The organism is Acinetobacter sp. WCHAc060042, from assembly GCF_003231195.1.
GTDB lineage: Bacteria > Pseudomonadota > Gammaproteobacteria > Pseudomonadales > Moraxellaceae > Acinetobacter.
In genome coordinates, this window is the sequence record NZ_QKVN01000008.1 from 19,396 (window position 1) to 45,760 (window position 26,365).

At 41.2% G+C, this 26,365-nt stretch carries 19 protein-coding genes; 2 read left to right on the plus strand and 17 right to left on the minus strand.

Going from position 1 to position 26,365, the window contains the following annotated elements; translation table 11 throughout:
* The first annotated feature begins 138 nt into the window (after positions 1 to 138).
* On the plus strand, positions 139 to 1,377 hold the full coding sequence (gene pgaB, locus DPG01_RS04970) for a poly-beta-1,6-N-acetyl-D-glucosamine N-deacetylase PgaB (RefSeq protein WP_110974363.1): 1,239 nt from the start codon (positions 139 to 141) through the stop codon (positions 1,375 to 1,377).
* On the opposite strand, the gene pgaD is transcribed toward pgaB (DPG01_RS04970), so the two are convergent.
* The 13 genes from pgaD to sdhC form a co-directional block, all read right to left on the minus strand.
* Complete coding sequence (gene pgaD / locus DPG01_RS04975) at positions 1,277 to 1,837, minus strand: poly-beta-1,6-N-acetyl-D-glucosamine biosynthesis protein PgaD (protein WP_086208074.1); 561 nt, start codon at positions 1,835 to 1,837, stop codon at positions 1,277 to 1,279. The two genes, pgaB (DPG01_RS04970) and pgaD, sit on opposite strands and share 101 nt — an antisense overlap.
* Positions 1,824 to 3,098, minus strand: coding sequence for a poly-beta-1,6-N-acetyl-D-glucosamine synthase (gene pgaC, locus DPG01_RS04980; protein WP_110974364.1), 1,275 nt, complete (start codon positions 3,096 to 3,098; stop codon positions 1,824 to 1,826). Before pgaC ends, pgaD begins: the two co-directional genes overlap by 14 nt.
* Positions 3,098 to 4,933, minus strand: coding sequence for a poly-beta-1,6-N-acetyl-D-glucosamine N-deacetylase PgaB (pgaB, locus tag DPG01_RS04985; RefSeq protein ID WP_110974365.1), 1,836 nt, complete (start codon positions 4,931 to 4,933; stop codon positions 3,098 to 3,100). Before pgaB (DPG01_RS04985) ends, pgaC begins: the two co-directional genes overlap by 1 nt.
* Positions 4,933 to 7,386, minus strand: a complete 2,454-nt coding sequence (gene pgaA, locus DPG01_RS04990) for a poly-beta-1,6 N-acetyl-D-glucosamine export porin PgaA (RefSeq protein WP_110974366.1) — start codon at positions 7,384 to 7,386, stop codon at positions 4,933 to 4,935. The genes pgaB (DPG01_RS04985) and pgaA overlap by 1 nt, the downstream gene beginning before the upstream one ends.
* 213 nt (positions 7,387 to 7,599) lie before the next feature.
* Positions 7,600 to 8,490 carry a succinate--CoA ligase subunit alpha gene (gene sucD, locus DPG01_RS04995; RefSeq protein ID WP_110974367.1) on the minus strand — a complete coding sequence of 297 codons (891 nt, stop codon included), beginning with the start codon at positions 8,488 to 8,490 and terminating at the stop codon, positions 7,600 to 7,602.
* An 11-nt stretch (positions 8,491 to 8,501) separates the two neighbouring features.
* Positions 8,502 to 9,668: an ADP-forming succinate--CoA ligase subunit beta gene (gene sucC, locus DPG01_RS05000; protein WP_110974368.1), complete on the minus strand. Its 1,167-nt coding sequence runs from the start codon at positions 9,666 to 9,668 to the stop codon at positions 8,502 to 8,504.
* Between the two features lie 176 nt (positions 9,669 to 9,844).
* On the minus strand, positions 9,845 to 11,281 hold the full coding sequence (lpdA, locus tag DPG01_RS05005) for a dihydrolipoyl dehydrogenase (protein ID WP_110974369.1): 1,437 nt from the start codon (positions 11,279 to 11,281) through the stop codon (positions 9,845 to 9,847).
* Between the two features lie 58 nt (positions 11,282 to 11,339).
* A complete protein-coding gene (odhB, locus tag DPG01_RS05010; protein WP_086208081.1) occupies positions 11,340 to 12,554 on the minus strand; it encodes a 2-oxoglutarate dehydrogenase complex dihydrolipoyllysine-residue succinyltransferase in 1,215 nt (404 codons plus the stop codon).
* 16 nt (positions 12,555 to 12,570) lie between these two features.
* Complete coding sequence (locus DPG01_RS05015; RefSeq protein WP_086208254.1) at positions 12,571 to 15,393, minus strand: 2-oxoglutarate dehydrogenase E1 component; 2,823 nt, start codon at positions 15,391 to 15,393, stop codon at positions 12,571 to 12,573.
* Between the two features lie 803 nt (positions 15,394 to 16,196).
* A complete protein-coding gene (locus tag DPG01_RS05020; RefSeq protein WP_086208082.1) occupies positions 16,197 to 16,907 on the minus strand; it encodes a succinate dehydrogenase iron-sulfur subunit in 711 nt (236 codons plus the stop codon).
* Positions 16,908 to 16,921: 14 nt separating this feature from the next.
* Positions 16,922 to 18,820: a succinate dehydrogenase flavoprotein subunit gene (sdhA, locus tag DPG01_RS05025; RefSeq protein ID WP_086208083.1), complete on the minus strand. Its 1,899-nt coding sequence runs from the start codon at positions 18,818 to 18,820 to the stop codon at positions 16,922 to 16,924.
* A gap of 12 nt (positions 18,821 to 18,832) precedes the next feature.
* Positions 18,833 to 19,198, minus strand: a complete 366-nt coding sequence (gene sdhD, locus DPG01_RS05030; protein ID WP_086208084.1) for a succinate dehydrogenase, hydrophobic membrane anchor protein — start codon at positions 19,196 to 19,198, stop codon at positions 18,833 to 18,835.
* Positions 19,198 to 19,596 carry a succinate dehydrogenase, cytochrome b556 subunit gene (gene sdhC, locus DPG01_RS05035; RefSeq protein ID WP_086208085.1) on the minus strand — a complete coding sequence of 133 codons (399 nt, stop codon included), beginning with the start codon at positions 19,594 to 19,596 and terminating at the stop codon, positions 19,198 to 19,200. The genes sdhD and sdhC overlap by 1 nt, the downstream gene beginning before the upstream one ends.
* A 1,028-nt stretch (positions 19,597 to 20,624) precedes the next feature.
* On the opposite strand from sdhC, the gene gltA reads away from it, so the two are divergent.
* On the plus strand, positions 20,625 to 21,899 hold the full coding sequence (gene gltA / locus DPG01_RS05040; RefSeq protein ID WP_004695551.1) for a citrate synthase: 1,275 nt from the start codon (positions 20,625 to 20,627) through the stop codon (positions 21,897 to 21,899).
* A 145-nt stretch (positions 21,900 to 22,044) separates the two neighbouring features.
* Here the strand turns inward: gltA and DPG01_RS05045 are convergent, their stop codons facing one another.
* The 4 genes from DPG01_RS05045 to DPG01_RS05060 form a co-directional block, all read right to left on the minus strand.
* Entirely contained in the window at positions 22,045 to 23,637 is a 1,593-nt protein-coding gene (locus tag DPG01_RS05045; RefSeq protein ID WP_110974402.1) for a flavin-containing monooxygenase, read from the minus strand.
* A gap of 18 nt (positions 23,638 to 23,655) precedes the next feature.
* Entirely contained in the window at positions 23,656 to 24,501 is an 846-nt protein-coding gene (locus tag DPG01_RS05050) for an SDR family NAD(P)-dependent oxidoreductase (RefSeq protein ID WP_110974370.1), read from the minus strand.
* 14 nt (positions 24,502 to 24,515) lie between these two features.
* The gene (locus DPG01_RS05055) at positions 24,516 to 25,472 is read right to left on the minus strand and encodes a metal-dependent hydrolase (protein WP_110974371.1); all 957 of its coding nucleotides are present in this window, start codon (positions 25,470 to 25,472) and stop codon (positions 24,516 to 24,518) included.
* 183 nt (positions 25,473 to 25,655) lie between these two features.
* Positions 25,656 to 26,162: a type IV secretion protein Rhs gene (locus tag DPG01_RS05060; protein ID WP_086208088.1), complete on the minus strand. Its 507-nt coding sequence runs from the start codon at positions 26,160 to 26,162 to the stop codon at positions 25,656 to 25,658.
* Between the last annotated feature and the right edge of the window lie 203 nt (positions 26,163 to 26,365).

The window sequence follows — 26,365 nt, forward strand, 5'->3', positions numbered from 1 at the left end:
AACTTTTGCAAGAGTTCTAATGCCTTACGGTTTAATCTACCTACAAATTTAAGCTCACACAAGCATACATAAAAACGCCCCTCACGCTTGGCTTTTCGATTACAGTATTTATTCATACTCTGTTTTTCATGAAACACCATGGTTTATTTTTTAAAGCATAAAAAACTGAACATATTACTCACCTGTATAACCATACTGCCCCTGTTCGCATGTAATGTCATACATCAACCAACACCTCCCGTTCTGATCAAAAATCACCCAATAGATACCATTGTTGCGGAGTATCAAGCACAAAATATTCAACATTCTACCGCAACAAAAATAGATCAAATGCGTATTATGCATATTGATTTAGACTATGTCTTCGATCCAGATAAAACCCAACAACAGCAAAACATCCAAGCATTAATTGCGCGTATACAACAGATCCAACCAAATACTATTTTTTTACAAGCCTTTGCTGATCCTGATGCTAACGGTTCGGCAGACCAAGTTTATTTTGAAAATAGACATATTCCAACGCGTGATAATTTATTCCCGCAAGTTTTGCGCGAAATTCGACAACAAACTCAGGTAAAGCAAGTCTATGCATGGTTTCCTCTCATAGCATGGGAATTTCCTCGACAAGACCAATTACAATATGTGGAAAATAGTCAAAAAGTATCAAATGCTTATATTCGTATCAGCCCCTTTGAGCCTCAGAATATGAAATTGGTTACTGAGATATTCAATGATTTTATAAGCAGAAATAAAGTCGACGGCATTTTGTACCATGACGACATAACCCTTAATGATCATGAAGATGTATCTATCGTAGCCGAAAAAATGTATGAAGTATGGGGATTTAAAGATCTATCTATGCTCCGTGATCCAAAGCACCCTGAACAGTTTAAATTTGCACAGTATAAAACTGCTTATTTGGACCAGTTTGCAGCGGGCTTAAGCCAAGTTTTAAGAAAACAGCAGCCAAATTTACTCACCGCTCGTAACATGTATGCACCAGTTGTGCTCAATCCAAAGAGCGAACAGTGGTTTAGTCAATCCCAAGCCAGTACCCTAGCCTATTATGACTATAATGCAATTATGGCGATGCCTTATATGGAGGACAGTCCGAATCATCGTCAATTTTACTTGGACCTGATTGCTCAGGCCAAAAAATACGACCCAAACTTGGATCGTACTATTTTTGAACTTCAAGCCATCAACTGGAAAAATAATCAGAAAATTTCCAGCGCTGAGCTCGCTGAAACCATGCAGTTACTTAAACAACACGGCGTTAAGCATTTTGGTTATTATCCAGATGATTTTGTACAACAACATCCACACGCAGCGGCTTTGAATCCAGTGTTTTCGCCTGATCATTTAGATCATAAGTAGTCAGTTCACCATCCTCACTGTAGTGTAAGGTAATGTTGTCTGCATATTGCAAACGTTTAATATCTGTCGTGCTGACACGAAAACTATGCGCAAGTTCAGATGGCATGACATTGCTCGGAAATAAGCGCTTTTCATTATTATGAAACCGATACCAATTATAACTCGCCCAAATAAACAGACACAGAATGAAAAACGTAATCAACCCTGTTAAATGAAACAGATTCAAGGGCTTCCGTGGCATTTCTGCCACAATCAATTGCTCATAAACCAAGCTTCCTTCAAATAACCAAAACAGAACTGTGAGTAATGGTAAAAACAACCACATCCAAGTGATCCACCCAAGCGCCAACAGACTATAACCTGCTGTTTTATTTCGAACATATTCTGGTCGGTCTATATAGCTAGGGATGTCTAGTAAGTTTTCATCAGTAATTATTTTAAAGTTTTCAGTTTTTTGCATCTTTGGTCTCTCCTCTAAAACCACGGTCTGGACTCACCCATCGAGCACGCTTTTGCGTTTTCAATAAGGTTTTCGGTACAGAAGCAACCGTTGTCATCATGGTTAACAGCCAAAAGAACAGTGGATACCAAATCACCCAAAAATAATTTCTCAAAATACGACCACGATCATATCGGTTATCAATCATCAAACTGACAAAGAACTGAATAAGGCAGGTAACCCCTAAAATTACCCCATACCACTGCGGGATAAAGGACTGAATCGCCCACTCACCAGGTAATGGAAAAAACAAACCGTAGAGATATAAAATAATGATACCGAACATCACATAGGCCCAGAGGATACTGATCATAGACTCAATCGCGACTGGCCACATACGGCGTAAACGCCAGTTAAACATTTGTTTGCTATAGGCCAATAAGACCTCTATTCCACCTTGCGCCCAACGTAAACGTTGCTTCCATAAGCCAATAAAGGTCTCTGGCATATAAATATAGCCGAGTGCATTTGGCACATAGTGCAGATCCCAATGGTCAAATTGCAAACGCCATGACACATCAATATCTTCAGTAATCATGTCGTCACGCCAGTATCCAATACGATCCAAAGCAGTTTTACGGAATCCGACCAATACCCCAGACACTGTAAAGATCCGACCATAAGTCCGTTGTGAACGTTTAATGAGACCAATAATAGATGAGAACTCACCGACCTGAATTTTGCCTAAAATACTTGAACGGTTGATAATTCGAGGGTTCCCCGTCACAGCCCCCACACGTGGAAATCGTGTTAAATGGTGCATCATCCATAGCACAGCATGTGGGTGCAATAAAGCGTCACCATCTATACAAATCAGATATTCATGCTGACTGACCATAGCTCCCGCTTTTAGTGCATAAGCTTTTCCTTGGTTTTCAGCCAGATGCACCACACGTAAACGTGAGTAGGTTTGCTGTAACTCATCTAGAATTTCAGCAGTTTTATCGCTACTGCCATCATTAATCGCAATCACTTCAAAGTCAGGATATTGCGTTTGCATAGCGTATTTAATGGTTTCTCGAACTTGATCTTCTTCATTGAAACAAGGAATCAAAATACTACAGGCATGCTCACTTGGTTGTGGAACATCATTCTCCCGATATTCACGTTTTAAATAGAACCATATTCCGCCTGCAATCCATAGCCAAGCCATAAAGAGTGGATATAAAAATGCAAAACCAAAATAGTAGTCGCTAAATCTTAAATTAAATAACCATTGCATTATTTTTTCTCCAAAACTTTTTGAGTAAATGGATCGCGGTAATTCAATGGGCTGCTATTTAAACTCAGCTCAAGATAAAAATTTTGATGAATCACCTCCGCAAGATTAAAGCTGTAATTATTTACACCTACTTTTTGAATCGCTAAACTTCTCAGTTGTTGATAACTCTTTTTGAGCTGTTTTACCTGTTGGGTGCTAAGCGGAGTTGGGACATTAAAGCTCGCAATCAAATACTGCTGCTCTTTTTCATTCAAAGTTTTAAGTTGTTTAACAAAGGCATTAAATACCTCTGGTTGTTGGATAGGATCTAGCTCAACATAAAGAAAATCTGCATACTCTAAGGTATAGTCTAATAAAGGCTTTAAACCGTCTAACTGGGTTTGTTCTAAATTAACTTTCAGCGCTGTTTGGTAATTATTACTGATATTGGCATAGTACTTTGCCTGCTCCTTGGTTCGCTCTTTGATTTTGAAGACGCGATTTACTTGAGCTTCGCAATTAGGAGTCCATTTTTGCTGACCGATCGCGCAGTCTAGCATCGAACCCGTATCCAACATTAACCCTTCAATCGAGCTATTATTCTTTACCAAGTCAGCCGTCAACATCGCAAGGTCTACATTCTGTTCAGTTTCCAAGCTGATTGGGAGCTCGGCATAAACACGGTTAGCAATACGTGTCCGTGACTGCCATACCACACGATTCAGCATATCTTGCTGCATTTTCAACTGCCGATTGGGGAAATATGCAGCATCAATTTTTCCATCACCGTTGCTATCTGACACGGCTTTAAGAATCAAGGTATTGGTTTTTAAACCATCGACACGATCCAATAACTGTCCGAGTTTCTGATTAAACTGCTCATTATCGACCGATTGCATTTCTGCTAAATCAAAACGCAAAAAACTCTTCCGCTGCTTATAAGGTGCTCGGACATAATTCAAAAACTCCAACATTTCCTGATTAATCATTTCAGGTGTTGGGTTATCCATAATCAAAGCACGTTGATATGTTTTTACCGAGTCTGCCAGAGGAGCAACACTACCTAAACTAAAAGACATCGGTAAGCCTGCTTTAGCTGCCAATTCTTCACTTTCCGCAGTGACTGCACCATAAGGCCAGAAAATAGCGCGACTATTTATAGCCAGCTCACGATCTAATACCTGTTTTGATTTTTTTAAGTCGGCAACCACTCGACTGCGATATTCAGCCTCTGTTTCATAAGTTTTTTGTTTTTCAAAATATTGACGAGTAATGGCTGCTGGTTCCATATTTTGCTGTGGGTTCGCCAAAATGCCACGGTGTAAATTATCAGAGTGAGATACAAATTCAGCATAACCTGATGCAGCCATTTCACGCATTTGTGGCCATGTCATTAAGTTGCCTACACCGTATGCCTCATAGGCATCTTTGGTATTACCATTAATCCAGCTGGTTGGTATTGCAAATACTGCTGGCATTTTATACTGCTTTAACAGTGGAAAAACCCGGTTATAACTACTCAATGCCCCATCATCAAAAGTTAATAGTAAAGCCTTGTTAGGTAATATTTTTTTCCCCTGCCTTGCCAGCCAAATATCTTCTAGACGAATTGGCTGCCATCCTTCACGCTGTATCCATTCTAGATACTGCGCCAGATTTTTGGTGCTAATCGCGTACACATCACGATCACCACTTTTTGCAACATCATCCCGTACATCATGAAAAGTTAAAGTCACAAACTGATTATCTTGTAATTTAATTTGTTTAGGTTTTTGCAATTCTGCATATGAAAGGTTTGGAACAAAGAGTGTTCCCGTTAAACTCATTGCGATTAATATATTGATGAATTTTTTCATTAGAAGCGCCCCTCAAAGCCAATCACCCCATAAGTACGTTTCTCAGAATCACCATCATAAGGATGGATTCCCCAACCTATGCCGTAATTGAGCTTCCATGTTCTCGACAGTTGCCAATCATGTTGGTAATAAATGTTATAAATTGCTTCTGCCGAATAGTCTTTTTGCTTATACGTCCCTACACTTGCTTCAAAGTGCTGACTAAAATGGCGATCATAATGACGCCATGTCATCCACTCATGCTCTAAGCCGACTTCTAAACTGTAATTCGACTCAGGATTAAAATAATCCACGCGGACATCATCATTTTGACCGTAATAGCCCCGTAAAATGGCTTGCGTAATATGATGTGGTGCTTGATAAATCTGTTGCCTAAAATAGGCAGCCACTTCTTGGCGCGTATTGTTATCATCAATATCCGTCAGTTGATAAGTTGCCCCTGCCTTACGAGACTCATTCTGCTGCCAATCAAAACCCAAGCTGTAAGACTGTCCTTCATCACCATTGCGTATAGCTTGTAAGGGAATATCGGCTTGGCTGTTATAAGCCAAATGATAGTTCCAATGATCATTCAACCACTGTGACCATTGTAGTTCAGCACCTAGACGATCTCCGTTTGTAGTCTGCGATAATGCAATACTTGCTGATTTTCGTTTTGATGCCCATTCAAGTCCAAGTCCAATCCGATTATCTTTCACCTTGCCGTCATCAAACTCAGACCAACGATAGTCCTGCATAGCATAAGCACGATAGTTATCATAAAACCAAGGGCTATTCAGACGCGTTTGATGCTCGCGCTCACGCGAACCTTTTAACTGCCCAAGTAAGTCACGACTGTCAGATTTGCTTTTTGAAAGCATACTTTGGTGCTGAATAGTTGGTCGATTACGGTCATTCAACTCTTTCTGGCTAAGTCGAACCCCTGTATCTAAAGGTGAGCGTTGCATTAAATCTGCATTCTGAGCACGCCAAGCCTGAATATTTCCAAGAGCTTGATTATTTTGCATATGGTTAATACGCGTTGCCTGATCAATCGGCTCTACCCCTTGTAGTTGGGATAAGTTACTTTCAGATAGTTTTGGTTTTTCTCGCCAACGCTGAATTAAAGCAAGATTGTTTTGATAACTCACATTATTAGGTGCTTGTGCCACCAACTGCTCAAAATAATGTTCAGCTTTGGCATGTTCGTTACGATAGGCATAGTTCAGACCTTTTAAACCCAAATATTCAAAACGGTCATCGTGTGTAGTTCTATTTACACCTTTTGCATTGCTGTATTTAAAAGTCGGTAATAAATGATCCATCTGAACAATCAACTGATCAGCTTGCTTAAACTTTTCTTGTTCAATCAGAGAATAATACAAACCTGCATAGACGTCGTAATTAGGATAATTTTTTTCTAATAATAAACTGCGATAATACACTTCCGCTTGCTTAGGCTGACGCAATCTCAAATAACTGTCTGCTGCAGCATGACGTACATAAGCAGGCATATCCGCAATTGGCAAATTCACTTTTTTTAATTCAGCTAAAACCTCATGAGATGCTTGTCGTGCATTTAAAGCATAGCTGTAGTCATAATAAAACTTGCGACGAAGCGCCTGATCTTCGGGTAACTCAGTTTCATAACGCTGCATTGCCGCAATCACTTGATCAAGCTTGTTATAGGCTTGCATACCTTGATCACGATAGGTCAACATACGCTGGGACTGAATTGCATTTTGGATACGTTGAGAAAACTCATTAAGCTTTACACTATGACGCAAGTTTGGACGTAATTCATTTAAACCATGACTTTGAATATATTCCTCAGCTTCAACATAAGCACTATTCACCATCAGGGCTAAAACATATTGCTCTTGTAGATCAGGATTGACCTGTTGGTTCAGTGCTGCCTCTGAGCTTTCCAATGCTTCAACCGGCATACTCAGAACGCGGTAGGCATATGACATTTGTGCTAAATAGTCAGGGCTGAGCTGTTCTGTTTTGACTTGTGCCAGTAATTTTTTTGCTTGAACCGTTTGTCCAGCCTCTGCATTTAATACAACTTGCCACACTAACCATTGCTGTTGTTTACTCTGTTGGTAAAACATTTCAGCCCAGTTTGCAGCGGTATTGAACTGTCTTAAATCACGCTGAGCCTTCACAACACTTAACCATGCATATTCAGGAAAACGTTGAACACTAATATCTTGTAAATGGGCTAGATCTGATGCAGTTACTTTCTGATGCGCATAGGCACTGACCATATAGTCTGCAATGAGCTTTTGATTTTGTGGTTGTTGTGCCAATAAAGCCCTTAACCGTTCAAGACCTTGATCAACTTGACCTGATCGAATCAAAACAACACTCTCTTCTCGGAGTTGATCAATGTTATCTGCTGCTTGCAAAAGTGTTACAGGGCAAGTGCTAGCTAAAATACAAATCATCCATATTGGCTTTTTATAATTCATATACTTTTCACACTATGTAAATAAAGATCACCACATAATTAAATTATGTGACTTCAATCACATTGTATTTTCGTAGTAAGTGAAATCCAACCAATTTTCGTCATGAAAAATGTAAGAAAAACGGAGATTTTTTACGGGACTCTATTAGATATGTCTATGAAATAATAAAAAAATCCCCAATTTTGGGGATTCTCTAAAGCTTTAAGTCTGTGCTTAAGCCAAACCTTTCTCTTTAAGTACTTGTAACATTGTAGAGCCTAATTCTGCGGGACTACGCGTGTAAGCCATTCCTGCTTTTTCAAATGCCGCGAATTTTTCTTCAGCAGTCCCTTTACCCCCCGAAATAATTGCTCCAGCATGTCCCATACGTTTGCCCTTCGGCGCTGTTACACCTGCGATATAACCAACGACAGGTTTAGTCACATGAGACTGAATATATTCAGCTGCTTCTTCTTCAGCAGTACCACCAATCTCACCAATCATAATGATTGCTTCAGTTTGCGGATCGTCTTGGAACAGTTTCAAACAATCAATTTGGTTCATCCCTGGAATTGGATCACCACCAATACCGATACAAGTTGATTGCCCTAAACCAAGTTTCGTCGTTTGTGCAACCGCTTCATAGGTCAAGGTACCAGAACGTGAGATAATTCCGATCTTACCAGATTGGTGAATATGACCTGGCATAATCCCGATTTTACATTCACCTGGTGTGATAATGCCTGGACAGTTTGGACCAATCAAACGCGTACCATTACCATTGGTTTCAAGATAACGCTTAGCTTTGAGCATATCTAAAGTTGGCACACCTTCGGTAATCACCACAATCAGTCCAACACCTGAGTCCACTGCTTCAATAATTGAATCCAAGACAAAAGGAGCTGGGACATAAATCACAGTTGCATCTGCACCTGTACCAGCAACTGCATCTTTCATCGTGTTAAATACAGGTAAATCAAGGTGCGTTGTGCCACCTTTACCAGGTGTTACGCCACCAACAACTTTTGTTCCATAATCCAGCGCTTGTGCTGAGTGAAAAGTACCATTTTTACCTGTAAAACCTTGTACCAATACTTTGGTGTCTTTATTAATTAATACGCTCATATTGATACTCCTTACGCTTTTACTGCAGCAACGATTTTTTCTGCGGCATCTGACAAACCATTTGCAGAAATAAGTTTTAAACCTGATTCATCAAGTAATTTGGCACCCAATTCAGCATTGTTCCCTTCTAAACGAACAACCACAGGCACAGTTACATTTACTTCTTGAACCGCTGCAATAATCGCTTCAGCAATCATGTCACAACGTACAATTCCACCGAAGATATTAATCAACACCCCTTGCACAGAGGTATCTGCCAAAATAATTTTAAACGCTTCAATTACACGGTCTTTGGTTGCGCCACCACCCACATCTAGGAAGTTCGCAGGTTGCCCCCCGTAAAGTTTAATAATGTCCATAGTGGCCATCGCAAGGCCTGCACCATTGACCATACACCCAATGTTGCCTTCAAGTGCAACGTAGTTCAGGTCAAATTCAGATGCTTTTAACTCGCGTTCATTTTCCTGCGATTTATCTCGTAGCGCCGCAATTTCAGGCAAACGATATAAAGCATTTGAGTCAATCCCAACTTTGGCATCTACACATAAAATATCGCCATTTTCACGTACTGAAAGTGGGTTAATTTCAAAAAGAGCAAAGTCATTTTCAATGAAGGCTTGATATGCCGCAGACATCACTTTGACGAATTGATTTACTTGTCCATCCTTCAAATTCAACTTAAATGCAACTTCACGTGCTTGGAAAGGCTGTAAGCCAACCAAAGGATCAACTTCTACTTTGATAATTTTTTCTGGGGTTTCTTCTGCAACTTTTTCAATTTCAACACCACCTTCAGTCGATGCCATAAAAGTCACACGACGGCTTGAGCGGTCAACCACAGCGCCTAAATACAGTTCACGCTCTACAGGATAAACATCTTCCGCGACAAGCACACTGTTGACAGGTTGACCATGGCTATCTGTTTGATAGGTAACGAGGTTGGTCCCGATGATGCTCTTTGCATATTCTGCAGCTTCTGTTGCTGACTTAACAACTTTTACACCACCTGCCTTACCACGGCCGCCTGCATGCACTTGTGCCTTCATTACAGCAAACTTGCCGCCCATTTGTTCAAAGGCTTGAACTGCTTCTTGTGGAGTGGTTGCGAGTACGCCTTCTTGGACTGGCATACCATACTTTTTCAATAGCGCTTTAGCTTGATATTCATGTAAATTCATCGACTAACCTTTTTATTACTACTTATTTACTTTTTGTTGCACCGAAGCTGTTTACTATCACAGTAAACATTTTGGATTTTTTAAAAAACTTCTTCTCTTTATTTTTAGATGATTCTGCAAAATAAGACAACCACCTGAAACAAAAAAGAGCGACCGTAGTCGCTCTTTTTTTTATCTTATTTGCGTTTACGCTGAATTGCGTGAATCGCTCGACCATCCACTGCTAGTGCAGCTTCATGAACCACTTCTGAATAAGTAGGATGACCAAAAGTCATCAATTGTAAATCTTCAACAGAAGATACAAACTCAAGTGCAATCATACCTTGGTGAACAATATCAGAAGCACCTGGGCCAATGATATGCATACCTAATAGACGGTCAGTTTTTGCATCTGCAACAAACTTCACAAAACCAGCAGATTCATTCGCAGCTAAAGCACGACCATTTACAGCAAATGGGAATTGTCCAGTTTTAACTTCGTGACCTTTTTCTTTGGCTTGTTCTTCAGTCAAACCAACCCACGCCGCTTCAGGGTGAGTATAAATCACAGAAATGATGGTGTCATAGTTTACTTGAGCAGCATGACCATGCATACGCTCAACCGCCATTACACCCTCTTCCATTGCTTTATGCGCAAGCATTGGACCACGGACTAAGTCACCAATTGCATATACGCCGTCAACAGACGTTGCACACCAATCGTTTACTTCAACTAGACCACGCTCAGTCAACTTAATACCTGAGTCTTCAGCCAATAAACCTTCAGCATAAGCTTTACGACCTACACAAACGATTAACTTATCGAAAGTTTCAGTTTTGTCTTCACCCGCTTGGTTGTATTGAACAGTCACTTCACGACCGTTGATTTCAGTACCAGAAACTTTTGCACCGATACGGATATCTAAACCTTGTTTAGTCAAAAGCTTTTGGTAGTCTTTTGCCAACGCTTTATCAGCCATTGGTAAGAATGCATCCATTGCTTCAAATACAACAACTTCAGAACCTAGGCGACGCCATACTGAACCAAGTTCAAGGCCAATAACACCTGCCCCAATGACACCAAGACGTTTAGGAACTTCTTGGAATTCTAATGCGCCCGTTGAATCTACGATAAGATCTTCATCAACTTTAGCCACTGGAATATTTACAGGAACTGAACCCGTTGCCAAAATGACAAATTTAGGTTCCAAAACTTGTACTTCACCGCCATCTAATGGTGCGAATTCAACTTTTTTACCTGCAAGTAATTTACCAGTACCTTGTAACCATTCAATGCCATTACCTTTCAGTAATTGAGCAACGCCACCTGTCAAGTTATCTACAACTTTATCTTTACGCGCTAAAAGTTTAGCAAGGTCAAGTTGTACATTCTCAACTGTGATGCCATGAACGTCTAAGCCATGGAGTGTATCTTCATAATGATGTGAAGAATCAAGCAATGCTTTAGAAGGGATACAACCCACATTTAAGCAAGTACCACCTAAAGATGGTTTACCTTTGTGTACACGTTTTTCGATACACGCAACTTTGAAACCAAGCTGCGCAGCACGAATCGCTGCTTCATAACCGCCAGGGCCGCCACCAATTACAACAAGATCAAATTGTTGAGACATGTTTATCTCCAAAAATGGGCTTAGAGGATCGCCCTAAGCCCATGTTTTATTCTTTAGATTAAAGGTCAAGGATCAATTTAGCTGGTTCTTCTAACAATTCTTTAATTGTTACAAGGAAGCCTACCGCTTCTTTACCATCAATTAGACGGTGGTCATAAGAAAGCGCTAAATACATCATCGGTAAGATTTCTACTTGACCATTGACAGCCATTGGACGCTCTTGGATTTTATGCATACCCAAAATCGCTGTTTGAGGCGTATTTAAGATCGGAGTAGATAATAATGAACCGAATGTACCACCATTGGTAATCGTGAACGTACCGCCAGTCATGTCTTCGATACCCAATTTGCCATCACGCGCTTTATAAGCGTAATCACGGATACCATTTTCAACTTCAGCATAGTTCATACGGTCTGTATCACGAAGCACAGGTACAACTAGACCACGCTCAGAAGATACTGCTACACCGATGTCATAGTAACCATGGTAAACAATGTCATCACCATCAATTGAAGCATTAACCGCTGGATAACGTTTAAGTGCTTCAGTTGCTGCTTTAACAAAGAAAGACATAAAGCCAAGACGAGCACCATGACGCTTTTCAAACGCATCTTTATATTGTGCACGCATTTCCATGATTGGCTTCATGTTCACTTCGTTAAACGTAGTCAACATTGCAGTTTCTTGAGTTGCAGCAAGTAGACGCTCAGCAACACGCTTACGAAGACGTGTCATCGGAACACGCTTCTCAACACGCTCACCCACAGCAACACTTAAAGGCGCTGCAGCTGGAGCTGCTGGTTTAGTTTGATGATTTGCTACATCTTCTTTCGTGATACGACCACCACGGCCTGTACCTGCAACATCTGCTGCTGGAATACCAGACTCAGTCAATGCTTTACGTACTGCTGGTGCTTGATCAGCAACTTGAGCACGTTCAACAACAGGCGCAGCACCTGCTTGAGTTTGTGCAGCAGCAACTTCCACTTTCGCTTCAGACTGAACAGCTTCAGTTTGTGCCGCGCCAGATACAGCACCTTCTTCAAACTCTGCAATCACTTCGTTTGAAAGAACAGTGTCACCTTCAGCTTTAATGATGGATGCAATTGTACCGTCAGCAGGAGCAACAACTTCTAAAACAACTTTGTCAGTTTCAATATCACAAATCACTTCGTCACGTGATACTGCTTCACCTGGTTGTTTGTGCCAAGTTGCAATTGTTCCGTCAGCAACTGACTCTGGGAATACCGGTGCTTTAATTTCGGTTGCCATTACTAAGAATCTCCTGTTATTCAGCTACGATCGCTAAAGCGTCATTTACGAGCTGAGCTTGTTGTTTTGCATGCAAATATGGTGAACCACAAGCCGGTGCAGCAGAAGCTTCACGACCTGCATAACTGATACGTACTGGTTTCGCAGATTTCATTACATCATCATATAGACGCGGTGCAATGAATAACCAAGCGCCCTGGTTCTTCGGCTCTTCTTGGGTCCAAACAATATCTTTCACATTTGGATATTGAGCAAGAACTTCAGCAATACGTTGTTCAGGGTATGGATACAATTGTTCAATACGAACGATTGCAGTGTTATTCAACTCTTGCTCACGACGTTTCTCAAGCAAGTCGTAGTAAACCTTACCACCACAAAGCACTAAACGTGTTACGTCTGCTTTGTTGATGTTGTCGATTTCATCAATCACTGTTTGGAATGTACCATTTGCAAGTTCACTTAAAGTAGACGTTGCAAGCTTGTGACGAAGCAAAGACTTCGGTGACATGATGATCATTGGCTTACGAATTGGGCGAATCGCTTGACGACGTAAAGCATGGAAAATCTGTGCAGGTGTAGTCGGTGTCATCACTTGCATGTTGTCTTCAGCACATAGCTGTAAGAAACGCTCTAAACGTGCAGATGAGTGCTCTGGCCCTTGACCTTCAAAACCATGAGGAAGAAGTAGCGTTAAACCACATACACGCTCCCACTTGGTTTCACCTGATGCGATGAACTGATCAATTACAACCTGTGCACAGTTTGCGAAGTCACCAAATTGTGCTTCCCAAATCACCAAGCTCTTAGGCAGAGTCGTTGCATAACCATACTCAAAACCTAACACCGCCATTTCAGACAATAATGAGTCATAAATCGCTGTACGTGGTTGGTTTTCTTTGATATGGCAAAGCGGAATATAAGTCGAACCATCAACTTGGTTATGCAGTTTTGCATGACGGTGTGAGAAAGTACCACGACCTACGTCTTCACCAGTCAAACGAACCAAATAGCCATCATCTAAAATAGATGCATAAGCCAAAGTTTCCGCAGCACCCCAGTTCAATGGCATTTCACCAGTTTGCATTTTTAAGCGATCATCAATCACTTTTGCAACCTGACGCTGCATCACGAAACCTTCTGGAAGCTCGCGCATTTTGCGACCCAGTTCTTTTAGACGGTCTTCAGAACATGTGGTATCCCATACGTCTGTATAGTCATGTCCTAAGTACGGTGCCCAATCTACAAACATTTTTGTATTTGGCTCAAGTACCAACGCATTGGCAACATGCTTACCTGCTTCTAGATCAGAACGATAGTCTTCTACCATTTGATCTGCTTTAGCACGGTCTAATATGCTTTCTTGAACCAATTGATCTGCATACAATGCACGGGTTGTCGTTTTCTTGTTAATGACTTGATACATCATTGGCTGAGTTGCAGCTGGCTCATCCGCTTCGTTGTGACCACGACGACGGTAACAGAACATGTCAATGACAACGTCTTTACGGAAAGTGTGACGGAAGTCATGTGCCAATTGCGCAACAAACAATACTGATTCAGGATCATCACCGTTCACATGGAAAATCGGTGCTTGGATCATTTTCGCGATGTCCGTACAGTATTCTGTAGAACGCGCATCACGTGGGTCAGATGTTGTGAAACCAACTTGGTTATTCACCACAATGTGAACCGTACCACCCACTGTATAGCCACGTGTTTGTGACATTTGGAAGGTTTCTTGGTTCACACCTTGACCTGCAAATGCAGCATCACCGTGAACAATGACTGGCAATACGTCATCGCCACCAATGTCTTTACGACGAACTTGACGTGCACGTACTGAACCTTCAACCACAGGGCCAACGATTTCTAAGTGCGATGGGTTAAACGCCAATGCCAAGTGAACTTCGCCACCTGGAGTCATTACGTTTGAAGAGAAACCTTGGTGGTACTTCACATCGCCAGAACCTTTTTTATGTAAGCTCTTACCTTCGAACTCACCAAATAGGTCTGCTGGGTTTTTACCCATAATGTTTACAAGAAGGTTCAAACGACCACGGTGTGGCATACCAATGACTACTTCTTTACAACCTACAGAACCTGCACGCTGAATCAAAGCATCAACCATTGGAATAAAAGATTCACCACCTTCCACGCCGAAACGTTTTGCGCCGACGTATTTATTACCAAGGAATTTTTCTAGGCCTTCAGCAGCGGTCAAACGTTCTAATACGTGTTTTTTCTGATCTGCTGTAAAATTGAATTGACCACGTGCACCTTCAAGACGTTGTTGAATCCAACGTTTTTCTTTGGTATCAACAATGTGCATGTATTCTGCACCAATCGAAGCACAATACGTCGCTTCCATGGCTTGAACCATTTCACCTAAAGTTGCTTCGTCTTTACCAATCAAAAGATTACCTGTATTGAATACAGTATCAAAATCAGATTGGGTTAAGCCGTGTGCCGCAAGGTCAAGATCAGGTACGATTTCACGTTTTGCTAAACCTAAAGGATCAAGCTTTGCTTTTTGATGACCACGGTTACGGTACGCTGCGATCAGTTGTAGTACGCCAATTTGACGACGTTCATGTTCTGTACTAACAGAACTTTGTACCACTGCTTGAACACGACTTGAATTACGACCTAGTAATAAGAATTGCTCACGTACATTGCTGTGTGGTTGATCACCTTTCGGGTATTTATCGAAGTATGCACGCCAGTCAGCTTCTACTGAGTCTGGTGCAGCCAAGTACTGCTCATAAAGTTCTTCAATATACGCTGCACTATCAGCGGAAAGTTCAGTGTCAAGACGCAATGCGTCAGCAACTTCTTGCATTTGTGGACCCATTTCCTATTGCAAAAACATTTCAGGATGCTTTTTAAGCAACCCCATGATTATTAATGTCAAATTGGTAACATGACATTAGTCCCCATAAGGCGTATGCCATGAGGCGTTATCACTACATTAGAATTACCCAATGTGACAATGAATCATAACGCCCTCAGCGGCATCATCACTCATTCATACCCGGCCAAAACCGAGCAATTTTTTGCAAATCGACTTAGAAAAAATAAAGCCTTACATTATTTTTTCTAAAGCGACTAATCCACTCATTTATACGCGTTCTGGTCCAGCTTAAATGTTGAATTAATGTACATATTTAACACACATTTTTTAAATATAAATGTGCAAAAATTTTAGCATACTCCCTATATTTCAATTGATTTTTTTGACATATACCTTTCATAAATTGGCGAAATACACATATCAAAATTTCATCTAATATATGGTGCTTTAAATAAAAATGAGTTTCAACGTAGACCAAAGTCTACTCTAAAAAACACATACGAAAAGAGAGCACCATCTTTCAATATGCCCTCTCATTTACAAGCCCCATCTTAACACCTTCATAACTTTTTTGCAGACTCATCCTTGCACTTATTTATGACATTTGTTTTAAATCACTGTGCTTTTCACTGATCTGGTGCATTTCCAGTAAAAGTCGCACACTACAAACAAAAATAATGCCAACTTCGGTCTTTTCATAAAAATTTAACGCAATAGAAAAATTTTTAACCAAAAATAAAAAAGCACACCTCATGGGTGTGCTTTTTGTGACCAATATATCAGTCTAAAGATTAACCAGCAGCATCTAAAAGCATGTTACGGATGTGACCGATTGCTTTCGTTGGGTTCAAACCTTTAGGACATACTGATACACAGTTCATGATACCTTTACAACGGAAGAGCGAGAACGGGTCGTCAAGACGAGCCAAACGCTCTTGAGTTGCTGTATCACGAGAGTCGATGATGAAACGGTATGCATTCAACAACGCTGAAGGACCCAAGAACTTGTCTGGGTTCCACCAGAATGATGGACATGATGTTGAACAGCATGCACAAAGAATACATTCATATAAACCATCTAAGTGTTCACGATCTTCAGGAGACTGTAAACGCTCTTTCGGTGGCGCAGGTTGGTTGTTGATCAAGAATGGGTGAATTTTGTTGTACTGATCGTAGAACTGATTCATATCCACAACTAAATCTTTAACTACTGGCAACCCAGGTAAAGGACGAACTGTAATCACTTCTGGTAAATCGTTTAGGTTCCAAAGGCACGCTAAACCATTTTTACCATTGATGTTCACACCATCCGAACCACAAATACCTTCACGGCATGAACGACGGAATGTTAATGATTCATCTTGAACTTTTAATGCAAGAAGTGCATCAAGCAACATACGGTGCTTATCAGTCAACTCTAGCTTAAACGTTTGCATGTACGGTGCTTTATCCTTATCAGGATCGTAGCGGTAGATATTAAATGTACGAGTACCTCTACTCATCTTACTTCTCCCAATTAGAATGTACGTGGTTTAGGTGGAATTGCAGCAACCGATAATGGCTTGTAACGTACAGGCTTGTACTCAAGACGGTTATCGCTAGAGAACCACAATGTGTGTTTCATCCACTCATCATCACGACGGCCATACGGGTAAGCTGGGTGATCTGGTGACTCTTCAAAGTCTACAACTGTATGCGCACCACGACACTCTTTACGAGCAGCAGCAGAAATCAATGTCGCTTTTGCCACTTCATACAAGTTTTCAACTTCTAAAGCTTCTACACGTGCAGTGTTAAATACTTTAGATTTGTCTTTTAAGTGAATGTTGCGTACACGCGGCTCAATCGCAAGAATCTGCTTCACACCTTCTTCAAGAAGCGCAGTCGTACGGAATACACCTGCATGGTCTTGAACGATGTCACGAATTGCATCTGCAACTTCTTGAGCGTTTTCACCTGATGTTGAGTCATCCAATTTACGGATACGCGCAACAGTTTGCTCAAGTACAGTCGTAGGAAGCGGTTGGTATTCATCACCGTGGTGTTTAGTCACGTAGTCGATGATGTGTTCACCTGCAGCTTTACCAAATACAACCAAGTCAAGTAGTGAGTTCGTACCCAAACGGTTTGCACCATGCACAGATACGCAAGAGCACTCACCAATTGCATAGAAGCCTTTCACAGGCTTGGTAAAGTTACGATCGCCCGCATTAGTTGAATAGATATCGCTATCTTTATCATAATGTGCTGTAAATGCTTCAGTTTCAGAACCTTCAGGCACAACCACCTGACCATGGATATTCGTTGGAATACCACCCATTTGGTAGTGAATTGTTGGTACAACTGGAATTGGCTCTTTCGTGATATCCACGTTCGCGAATTTCTTACCAATCTCAAATACAGATGGAAGACGCTTCATGATCGTTTCAGCACCCAAGTGCGTCATATCAAGCAAGATATAGTCTTTCTTCGGACCACAACCACGACCTTCTTTAATTTCTTGGTCCATCGAACGTGATACGAAGTCACGTGGCGCCAAGTCTTTTAAAGTTGGTGCATAGCGTTCCATGAACGGCTCACCCGCATCGTTACGAAGGATTGCACCTTCACCACGACAACCTTCAGTTAACAATACGCCTGCACCAGCCACACCCGTTGGGTGGAACTGCCAGAATTCCATATCTTGCAATGGAATACCTGCACGAGCCGCCATACCAAGGCCATCACCCGTATTGATATAAGCATTGGTAGATGCACGGTAAACACGACCTGCACCACCTGTAGCAAATAATGTTGCTTTGGCTTGGAATACTGCAATTTTACCTGTTTCTTGGTCGATTGCTGTTACACCAAGAACATCACCCGCTTCGTTACGAATCAGATCAAGCGCGATCCATTCAACAAAGAATTGAGTGCCCATTTTCACGTTGCTTTGATAAAGCGTGTGAAGAAGTGCGTGACCTGTACGGTCAGCAGCAGCACAGGCACGTGGCACTGCTTTTTCACCGTAGTTTGCAGAGTGACCACCAAATGGACGTTGGTAAATCGTACCGTCTGCGTTACGGTCAAATGGCATACCCAAGTGTTCTAACTCATAAACCACTTGCGGCGCTTCACGCGTCATAAACTCGATTGCGTCTTGGTCGCCTAACCAATCAGAACCCTTAACAGTGTCGTAGAAGTGGTAGTGCCAGTTATCTTCTTGCATATTGCCAAGAGATGCACCAATACCACCCTGCGCTGCAACAGTGTGCGAACGAGTTGGGAATACTTTAGTTAAAACAGCAACTTTCAAACCAGCTTGAGCAAGTTGGTAAGATGCGCGCATACCAGAACCACCACCACCAACGATGACAGCATCGAAAGTTTCGTGTGGAATATTTGTGTAATCTTCTTTAGGGGTTATAGCGCCCATGATCTCTTCCTATCAATTCGCCCAAAAAATCTGGATTGCCCAGATCGCATATGCAAATACAGCAATAATTACTGCTGAAGTCAGTACAAGGCGTAAACCTGAAGCTGAAGGACCCATTTGGCGAGTAGTCACATAATCCGTGAATACCTGCCACATACCAATCCAAGCATGTGCAACAAGAGATAAGACGGCTAATAAAGATAAGATCTTCATTGGAGCTGTCATCATAAAGCCGTACCACTGTTCATGGCTAAAACCGCCATTGCATAGGATCCAACCTAGAACAACAACTGTATAAACCGCTAATACGACAGCACTTACACGTTGGATAAACCAATCGCGAGAACCTGAACCCGTTAAACCAGTAGCACTTTTCATTAGATAACAATCCATACAAATGCCGCAACGATACCAATTGCAGACAAGATCAATGAAATAGTAGCTGCGATGCGACCACTTTGTAGCTCTTCAGCAAAACCTAGGTCAGCAAGTAAGTGCTTAACACCCGCAATAAAGTGGAAAATTAAGCCGGCTACAAATACCCATACGACAAAACGCACAATGAAGCTATTAAAAATAGCCTGAACTTGAGCAAAACCTTCAGGCGAAGACAAAGACTTGTCTAAGATCCATAAAAGTACCGGTACGAGTAAAAATACGATGACACCTGATAGACGGTGTAAGATTGATGCAATAGCCACAGGGGATTTTAAGTTTACTTCTAAAACTTGACCCATGGACAAATTGACAGGTCTGTTGCTTTTCACAGCGGGCATCCTGTAAGTAAAAACTCCATCCGGAGTTTGTTGGAATTAATTCGAAGGAAAGCTGGCATTGTTCAGCAGCTACTTTAAAACTCTAAATTAAATAGCGTTTGAACTTAAAACGACACTGAATTATAAGACGTGAACTGTCAAAATACAAACAATGCCCTTTGCCTTTTTGCATAAAAATTCTTTAAATAAGAATCATTAACATGTGTAAAAATACCATTCTCAATCCACTTCTATGCTTTTTATTAAGCTATATGATTGGTTTTTATAAATTAAACATAAATTTCATAAGAACAATCCTTCTCCAAACCGACAAAAAACAACTTTAGACTAAAGATGAACAAAAAAAATTTGGCTTTATGAGTCACAAATTTCATCGCATTATTTTAATCATTTTTTATTTTTATATAAAATGTTCATTATTTTATTTTAATATAATGGTATAAATCTGCATGATGTTGGTGCAATGGATTAATATCTTACAAGCTTGAAATATCTCGTAATAAATTTTAATTAAAACAAAATTACCCTATGCATTTAAATAAAAAAAGTGACTGATATATCGTTTTCGAAATGGTAAATAAGCTGTTTTTTTATACAAATAAATATTTTTTTTGAGTGAATTTATTGTTTTTAACAATGAGTAATAAAGCACCATTTTCAGTAAAAAATTTATCGTAAGTTACGAGAATCATAATAAATGTAAATACACTGCAACTTGATTTTTTACTCTTTTAAAGAACTTTTTTGAATATAAAACTGCTTACAATTCCACCAGCAACATTTTTTATTTATGCACTTGCTCCATGAATTAACTTATTATAGTGTGTCGGTGCTGTGATTTTATGCAAATTTTAACGGATTAAATCTTAACTATAAACTCGGCAGTTATCATTTTATCCATAAGTATAATTGACAAAATTTCAGTACTCTCTACTCTTAGAGCAAATTTTTAATCCGTCTGATTCGTGCATTAAAAGATGAGTATTTCGAGTCAGATAAAACATTCACCAGGACAGGAGATCTATTGAATGTCTGAAGCAACTGGCAAAAAAGCCGTTTTACAGCTTGATGGCAAAGAAATTGAATTACCAATTTACAGCGGCACATTGGGCCCAGATGTAATCGACGTTAAGGATGTATTGGCCGCAGGTCACTTCACTTTTGATCCTGGTTTTATGGCTACTGCTGCATGCGAGTCTAAAATCACTTTCATCGACGGTAACAAAGGTGTGCTTTTACACCGTGGCTACCCAATCGACCAGTTAGCAACTAAAGCTGACTACTTAGAAACTTGCTACTTACTTCTCAATGGCGAGCTTCCAACAGCTGAGCAAAAAGAAGTATTTGATGCTAAAGTTCGTAACCATACCATGGTTCACGATCAAGTTAGCCGTTTCTTCAATGGTTTCCGTCGCGATGCTCACCCTATGGCGATCATGGTTGGTGTAGTTGGTGCGCTTTCTGCGTTCTATCACAACAACTTAGACATCGAAAATGTTGATCACCGTGAAATTACAGCAATCCGCTTAATTGCTAAAGTACCTACTTTGGCTGCGTGGAGCTACAAGTACACTGTAGGTCAACCATTCGTTTACCCACGTAATGACTTAAGCTACGCTGAAAACTTCTTGTACATGATGTTTGCTACTCCAGCAGACCGTGATTACAAAGTAGATCCTATCCTTGCTAAAGCAATGGACCGTATCTTCACTCTTCACGCTGACCATGAACAAAATGCTTCTACGTCTACAGTACGTTTAGCTGGTTCTACTGGTGCTAACCCATACGCATGTATCGCTGCAGGTATCTCTGCACTTTGGGGCCCTGCTCACGGCGGCGCGAACGAAGCTGTTCTTAAAATGCTTGATGAAATCGGCACTGTAGAGAACGTTGCTGACTTCATGGAAAAAGTGAAAACTAAAGAAGTTAAACTCATGGGCTTCGGTCACCGTGTGTACAAAAACTTCGATCCACGTGCGAAAGTAATGAAAGAAACTTGCGACGAAGTTCTTGGTGCGCTTGGCATCAACGATCCACAGCTTGCTCTTGCTATGGAACTTGAACGTATCGCGCTTTCTGATGAGTACTTCATCAAACGTAACTTATACCCGAACGTAGACTTCTACTCAGGTATCATCCTTAAAGCGATTGGTATCCCGACAGAAATGTTTACAGTGATCTTCGCGCTTGCACGTACTGTTGGTTGGATCAGCCACTGGTTAGAAATGCACAGCGGTCCGTACAAGATCGGTCGTCCTCGTCAGCTTTACACTGGCGAAGTTCAACGCGACATCAACCGTTAATTCGGTCTGCGTTGATAGATAAAAAACCACCCGCATGGGTGGTTTTTTTATATGGCGTAATTCAAATCAACAATGTATCAATAACATCATTTGAATATTCGCAGTCTGTGCAAATTCAGGCGATTTTACTGTTAATAAAGCTACTCTAAGCTTTAACAACATCGTAGTGTTTTAGCTCAAGTGCAGATAAATGTTGCTTTAACTCAGCCAAGGACCACGGCCAAGCCGCGAAGTTACGCCCATTTTGATCTAAATAATAGCTTGAACAACCACCTCGGTTAAATACTGTGGTTTTCAAATGAGTTTGCACCTTGGCATTGTGATAACGCAGAACATCTCGCTTGACCATCATACGTTTAAAGCCTTGCTGCTTCATTTTTAGTAGACCATCTACAATGTACTGAATCTGCGCTTCAGCAATCCCAATAAAAGAGTCATACACCAAGATATTTGGCCCCAGTACCAAAAACGCATTCGGCACATTTTCCAAACTTGTCCCCAAGTACGCTTCTGGAGAACTGCCCTTCCAAAGGTCGGCCAATCGCTCACCTTGAGCATTCCATACCCGTTGTCCAATCGGAGGGTGTGCCACTTCAAAACCAGTTCCCCAGATAATGACATCGACCTCAAATCGCTCACCATTTGCAGCAATGACAGTCTGCCCATCAATCTCAACCAAACCTTGTGGCAACAGCGTGACATTGTCTTGTTGCAGTGCTGGATAATAATTGTTGGCAAATAAAAGCCGCTTACAGCCAATCGAAAAGTTAGGTGTTACAGCTTTACGTAAGGCGTCATCCTGTATTTGCAATTTCAATAATTGACGGCTTAAAAAATTGACTGGCTCAAGCAGTGAAGGATGACGTAGCCCAAAGTTGATCCCATTTAAAATACTGGAAACACTCTTCCTCCAACCTTGCTGAATCATCGGGAATTTGGCCACCAGCGATTTCACGCTAGCATTCAGTTGCATATCCGCTTTGGGCAAAACCCACGGCGCAGTTCGCTGAAATACGATCAGCTCCTTCGCCAACGGTTGAATTTGTGGAATAAACTGAATGGCCGATGCGCCAGTTCCAATCACGGCAACCCGCTTTCCCGTTAAGTTATAATCATTCTTCCAACGGGCTGAATGGAACATTTCTCCTTTAAATCCCGCTATCCCTTTAATGTTAGGTAAGGATGGTTCTGTAATCGGCCCTGTGCTAAAAATCACGGTTCGTGCTTGATATGCCCCCTGAGAGGTTTTGAGTTGCCAAATACTCGCCTCTTCATTCCACTTTGCGCTGAGCAACTCATGCTGAAAACGGATTTTGTCTTGCAGCTCAAACTGCTCAACCACCTGTTCCAAGTAACTTAAAATTTCAGGTTGTTTCGCAAATAAGTGGCTCCATTGATGACTAGGTGCAAAGGAAAATGAATACAACGCCGAAGGTACATCACAACCACAGCCAGGGTAATTATTATCACGCCACGTGCCACCAACGCTCTCCGCTTTTTCTAATACCAGATAGTCCTGATAGCCGACTTGTTTCATTTTATAAGCCGCAGCAATGCCCGAAATCCCAGCACCCACAACAATAGTATCGTATGTATGTACGGCTTTAGGGTTAAGTACAGCCTTTTTACGAGCCTGCTTAGGTTGAGCTTCCGCACTTTTTGACGTTGTCGTTTGATCTTGCATTTGATCAGACGGCTCTTGCACATCTGCTTGCTCTATCTCTAATTGCATTTCTATATTCATTTTTCTCTGTTCTTATTTTGTGATTTGATTAAACAGTGGATAACCCAGACCTAAAAGCTTGACGTATAAGCTTGGCGATGCGCGTTTCATCCACCAAAACAATTTGGCATCAGGTTGTGGAATGGTATAAAGCTTGCCTGCATCTAAGCGATTTAATGTTTTTTTGACCACAGCATCACTGGTGGTAAACGCATGGTTCATCAGCAGTGTGTCAGCCAGTCCAGAATAGCGACTCGGCAAACGCCCATTCTTCATAATATTGGTCGGCACCAAGGTTGGACACAGCACATTGACTGCAATGTTATAAGTATGAAGTTCTGAAGCTAGTGTTTCCGATAGTGCCAAAACACTAGACTTGGTCACGTTATACGCTGTCATTTCAGGAGCTGCGGTATAGCTCGCTGCCGATGCCACATTGATAATGGCACCAAAACCTTGCTGTTTAAATTTGGGTACAAAGTAGTGGCAACCATGAATTACCCCCCACAGGTTGACGTGCATACACCACTGCCAATCCTCCAGCGACACCTCATCAAACCTACCACCTAGCCCAACTCCTGCATTATTGATGAGCAAGGTGACAGGATGTCCCAAAAGCTGTTCCGCTTGCTCCGCCAAAGCGTTTACAGATTCTTTTAATCCAACATCACAATGCACCGCATAGGCTGACGAAGATGTCATTGACTGAATCAAATCTACCGTCTCTTGTGCCGAGCTTAATTCAATATCCGCACAGATGACATCACCACCGCGCTTGGCCAATTCCAGTGCAAAGCTACGGCCAATTCCACTGCCTGCACCCGTTACGACAGCGTAGGCTTTTTGACTTGGTTTATTTTTTTTATTCAACAGTCCCATGTCATCGCCACCTTCTATGATTTCAGTACTGGAGTAAATTCTTTGGTGAAGTACGGTGTGAGCACTCCTGTTTCAGGATGCAGTAAACGTTCTTTGTAATAATCTAAAAATGCAGAGGTATCATAATCATTCGGGTGAAAGCTCGGACGTAAATAGTCAAAAATATGCGTCCAGCTACTGCCATAAACACCCCGTTTTAGCCCAAACAACAGACTGAAACTCCGCGGCACATCCTTCCAATAACTGAGACTCAGCAAATTAGACGGTTTGCGATAAAACGGGACAAAAACTGACGCCACAGAAATCAGCAGTAAAATGGTGATAAGCGCTGGAAAAAAGCCTGCAATACGCAAAGCATAATTATTGGAAAGCGATTGAAACACATCATACGCAATGTCTTTATGCTCAGATTCCTCTAACATGTGCCACATCCAAATCGCCCGTTGTTTTTCATCTTGAGAATCGAAGAAAATCTCTTCATGATTCATCATGTATTCGGACAGCACTGCGGTAAAATGTTCAATGCCCGCCATCAAAGATAATTTCATCGGTTGTGGTAAACGGTTAAAACCGTAGTCAAAAACGATTTCGGCTAAATAACGAAAAATGCCAACCGGCAAATCCACCTGTTTGAAAGTATCGTTCAATTCTTCATGTAACTTTGAATGCAGTGCCTCCTGACCGATCAAAGACGTCACACGTTGTTTTAATACAGGGTCAGTGAGGAAATCGCGGTGATAACGGGCGGTATCAATCACCAAGTCCTCACCATAGGTCAGAAAGATCGAGAGTGATGCAAAGTAAGCACTGGCCAACTCGGCATTTAGGTAGAATTTGGGATCAATTTTCTCCGCTTCAAAGTCAAATTTCATATGCCGAATCGGAATAATCGCAGACTGTTTTTCAGCATCGAATACTGGTCCCGCAAAAAATCGGTTGGCTTTACCTTTTAATGGAAGAGCGATACACATAGGACATTCCTTCTTATTTTTAGCTCGTTTTCAGGCTCAATCTCACGATTTTTTACCTGTGCTTTGCATTCAAAATAAGAGCCCACATCCCCTATGCCACTGGCATTTTTCTTCAAATAATTTGCAATTTATGACTTTAAAATCTGTTGTCTAACAATCACTCCACAGATTTATCTATCGGGGTCAGAACGAGGCTTTGTGTGCCACAAAGGGAATACACTGCTCATAGGCCGAGCACTCTTCACCATAGTGTTTTTTAAGAAAATAGTCTTGTACCATTTGCGCCTGTTGTTCGATGCCATAGCTTAAAAACTGCTTCCCTTGTTTTAATGCATAACGGTATTGACGGTTAAAAAGCGCCTTACGGACTACAGCGAGTCCCTGCTGAATTTGCCAAACATGCGTCAGCTCATGAATCAACCAAGCTTGTTGATGAATCGGTTGATCGGCAAAGTTTTCGCACCAGTCTTTGATATTAAAATAGACATGTCCATTCGGGCTAATCGCATAATGCGGCAGCACTGCTCGATGTGCGATAATTCGAACCGAATCCATGTTCAGACTGTTCCCGAAAATACTGCTCGCGAGCTTTTTTTCTGCTTCAGTCAGAGGACGGTTTTTAAGTTCAAACTTTTGCTGTATTTTTTGTAAAAGCGGTTGAAACCACACAATCACACTCCATAAAGACATTAGAATAATTTGTTCTTTTTAAGGACATTTACGGATTTTTTTTAGAATATCCCTTAAAAAAAATCGCATTTCGTATATAGTATTCGCACTTATTATTGATTAATACTTCTATTTGTTTTTCGTCAATTGCACTACGTTGAACTTATAGCTATAACAAACTCAATCGTCGTGTATATATCCCTATAGGTATAGGATTTAGTTGG